The following is a 3948-nucleotide window of genomic DNA, read 5'->3' as shown; positions in this document are numbered from 1 at the left end:
TGGGCGAGGACGACGTGCCGCTGCCCGCGACGGCGCGCGAGGTGCGCAACGTCATGCTGGCCGAGGCAAGCCCGGTGCTGGCGCTCGCCGCCGGGATGCGATCGGGCCGCGTCCGCACGCCGTTGCCGCAGTTCCACCGCCAGGCGACGCAGGCGATCACGCAATTCGAGCGCGCGATCGCGCCGAACTATTCGGAAGAAACTCGCCAGCGCGCGAAATACGCGGTGTGCGCGACGATCGACGATGTCGCGCAGAACCTGCCGGGGATGGGCGCCGACGGCGCCGAATGGGCGCGCCGCTCGATGGTGGTCAGCTTCTTCCGCGAGAATATCGGTGGCGACCGGTTCTGGCAGCTGGTCGACGACATGCTGCGCGCGCCCACGGACCATCGCGACATCATCGAGCTGTACCATGCGTGCCTCGCCGCCGGCTTCGAGGGCCGGTTCCGCGTCATGCCCGACGGCCGGCGCCGGCTGCACGAGGTGATGGCGAAGTTGCAGGGCGCGCTGGAGCATGTCCGCTCGCTGTCGATGATCGAGATGAGCCCGCGCTGGAAGGGCGAGCAGGCGCCGCTCGGCAAGGTGGGGCTGTGGACCTATGTCGCGATCGCGGCGGCGGCGGCGGCGGGGCTGCTGCTGCTCGTCTATGTCGTGCTGCGCCTGCTGCTGATGAGCGCGGGCGAAGCGCCGTCGGCGCATCTGGCGAGCACGATGCCGGCGGAGCGGCTGCGGCTGTCGCGCGACGGCGGCACGGTGACGCCGCCGGGGCCGAGCGCGCAGGCGAGCACGCTGGCGACGTTCCTGCGTGGAGAGATCGACCAGAAGCTGCTCACCATCGACGAGGACGGCGCCACCGTGCGCGTGCGGTCCACGGTGGGCCAGCTGTTCCGGTCTGGCTCCGACCAGCTCGATCCGGGTCGCGAGGCGCTGTTCAAGCGGGTCGCCAAGGCGATCGACACGCAGAAGGGACCGGTGACGGTCGAGGGCCATACCGACACGGACAAGATCGCGTCGCTCGCCTTTCCGGACAACACCGCGCTGAGCCAGGCGCGCGCCGATCGGGTAGCGGCGATCATCCGGGCAGCGCTCGCCGATCCATCGCGCGTGACCGCGAAGGGCATGGGCGACGGCACGCCGATCGCGTCCAACGACACGGCCGCGGGCAAGAGCCGGAACCGGCGCGTCGAGGTGATCGTGCCGCGCGCGAACTGAGGGGCGGACGGGTCATGGCCGGCGCCGTTCAGGCCGGACGAGACAGGTGGACGCAGTCGGGGGACTGAGGGGGGAGCCGCAACGTGAAGAAGATGTTCGGCAATTGGTGGGTGCTCACGATCGGCGTCGCGCTGATCGTGGCGCTGCTGCTGGGGCTGGGGCTGCCGCTGTTCGTCGCGTTCCTGCGGCCGATCTGGGTGCGGGTCACGGGCGTGCTGCTGGTCGCGGCGGTGTGGGGCCTGTTCGCGTTCCTGCGCGTGCGCAAGGCGCGCAGGGCGGCGGCCGCGATCGCCGCCGAGCTGGCGGGCCCCAACGCGGGCGACGGCGAACAGGCCGCGCTCGCCAAGCGCATGACGGATGCGCTGGCGACGCTGCGCGCCTCGTCCAGCGCGAAACGCGACTATCTCTACGCCAAGCCCTGGTACGTGATCATCGGCCCGCCGGGCGCGGGCAAGACGACCGCGCTGCTCAACTCGGGCCTGCGCTTCCCGATCGGCGACCAGGCGCTCAAGGGCGTCGGCGGCACGCGCAATCTCGACTTCTGGTTCGCCGACGAGGCGGCGATGGTCGACACCGCCGGCCGCTACACGACGCAGGATTCGGACAGCGCGGTCGACTCGCGCGGTTGGACCAGCTTCCTGACGCTGCTTAAGAAGAACCGGCCGCTTCAGCCGATCAACGGCATCATCGTCGCGATCGGCGTCGATGAGCTGATCCGCGCCGACTGCGCCGGGATCGACGGGCACGCCCGCGCGGTGCGCCGCCGGCTGGTGGAGCTCCGGCGCACGCTGGAGGTGGCGGCGCCCGTCTATCTGCTGCTGACCAAGTCGGATCTGCTCGCCGGCTTCACCGAATATTACGACGATCTGGATGTCGAGGGCCGCCGCGCCGTGCTGGGCGCGACGCTGCCGTTCGCGGCCGGCAAGCCGACCGCCGACGCGCTCGCGCGCTCGTTCGACGAGATGGCGCAGGCGGTGGCCGATCGTCAGGCCAAGCGCCTGTTCGACGAGGTCGACGCGTCGCGCCGCTCGCTGTTGCTCGGCTTTCCGGCTCAGCTGCAATCGCTGCGGTCGCGCCTGATGCGCTTCCTCGACGGCGCGTTCGTGTCCGGCGACGAGCAGGGCGGGCTGCTGCGCGGCTTCTATCTCACCTCCGGCGTGCAGGAAGGAACGCCGCTGGACCGGATCATGTCGGGCATGGCGGACGTGTACGACCGGCCGCAGCGCGCGGCGGGATCGTCGGGCCGCGCCTATTTCCTCAACCGGCTGCTGACGGAGGTGATGTTCCCGGAGGCCGGGCTCGTCACCATGGATCCCAAGGCGCGCGCGCGGCAGCGCTCGCAGCTGGTCGGCGCGCTGGTCGGCATCGCGGCGGTCTGCGCGCTCGTGTTCGGGGGCTGGGGCGTGAGCTACGCCAGGAACCGCTCGTTCCAGAACGACCTGCTCGCCGGCAGCACCGACGCGGCGCAGAGCCTGAAGGACTCGGGCGTGGACCTGAAGGAGACGCGCGGCGGTGACGCCGATCTGCAGGCGGTGATCCCGGCGCTCAACAGGCTGCGCGATCTCCCCCAAGGCTATGCCGCGCGCCAGCAGGGCGGGCCGCCGCTGCTCATGCGGCTCGGCCTATTCCAGTCGAGCCTGTCGGCGGAGGCGGAGAACGCGTATCGCGACGGCCTGCGCCGCGTGCTGCTGCCGCGCCTGCTGCTGCGGCTGGAGCAATATCTGGCGGCGAACGCGACCGATCCGCTCAAGATCTACGAGCCGCTCAAGGTATATCTGATGCTCGGCGGACAGGGGCCGATGGACGCCAAGGCGGTACGGGCCTGGATCACCACCGACTGGGCGACGGCGGTGATCCCCGGCCCGGACGCGCAGGCGGAGCGCGACCAGCTGACCGGCCATCTCGATGCGCTGCTGGCCGACACCGACATGGCGAGCGTCTGGCCCGATCGGCGCGCGCCGCTCAACGGTCCGCAGATCGCCAGCGCGCGCGCGGCGGTGGGCACGCTCAGCCTCGCCGATCGGGCCTATGCGGTGATGCGGCAAAAGGCGGCGACCGCCGGCCCCGCCTGGCAGGTCGCCAACATCCTGTCGCAGGGCGACGCGCTCGCCTTCACCAGTCCCAACGCGGTAATGGCGGGGCAGGTGCCGTATTTCTTCACGCGCCAGGGCTTCGAGAACACCTACATGCCGGGGCTGGCGACGGTGCAGGCCGATCTGAAGAAGGACCTGTGGGTGCTGGGCGGCGACGCCAACTCCGCCGGGGTGCAGTCGGAAGTGCAGAACGTGCGTCCCGGCGTCGCGGGGCTCTATGCCAAGGATTATATCGCCGCGTGGGAGGCGGTGGTGAAGACGATGCAGCCGGCGGATTATTTCCACGACCAGGCCGCGTTCGGCGCGTTCACCAAGGCGCCGTCGCCGATGAAGCGTGTGCTGCTGGAGCTGCGCAAGAACACGATCTTCGCGGGCGGCGTCGGCGGGGCGATGAACGGGGCGCTCAGCCGCAAGATCGCCGCGAGCCGTTACGGCAGCTATATCCGCGATGCGAGCGAGGGCCGCGCGTCCGGCCTGTCGGCGGGGGACGAGATCACCAATTACTTCAAGCCCGTCCACGACTATGTCGGCGACGGCAAGGCGCCCGCGCCGATCGACGAGTTCGTCGGCGCGCTGCGGGCGGCGGGGCAGGCGGTGCTCGCCGCCAAGATGACGGGCGGCGGGGGCGGCGCGGACGCGAACGG

The 3948-nt window shown here is 70.9% G+C and carries 2 protein-coding genes; both read left to right on the top strand.

All coding sequences use genetic code 11. The features are described from left to right. Positions 1-1211: type IVB secretion system protein IcmH/DotU (icmH, locus tag HUU95_RS10275; protein ID WP_254602737.1), on the top strand; the 1211-nt coding region annotated here is incomplete at its 5' end. 92 nt (positions 1212-1303) lie between these two features. Further along, a partial coding sequence (tssM, locus tag HUU95_RS10270; RefSeq protein WP_254602738.1) for a type VI secretion system membrane subunit TssM occupies positions 1304-3948 on the top strand: 2645 nt, incomplete at its 3' end.

It is taken from the genome of Sphingomonas bacterium (assembly GCF_903643065.1).
Classification (GTDB): domain Bacteria; phylum Pseudomonadota; class Alphaproteobacteria; order Sphingomonadales; family Sphingomonadaceae; genus Sphingomonas.
Note: the sequence above shows the minus strand (reverse complement) of the source record. Positions and strands in the feature narration are given on the sequence as shown.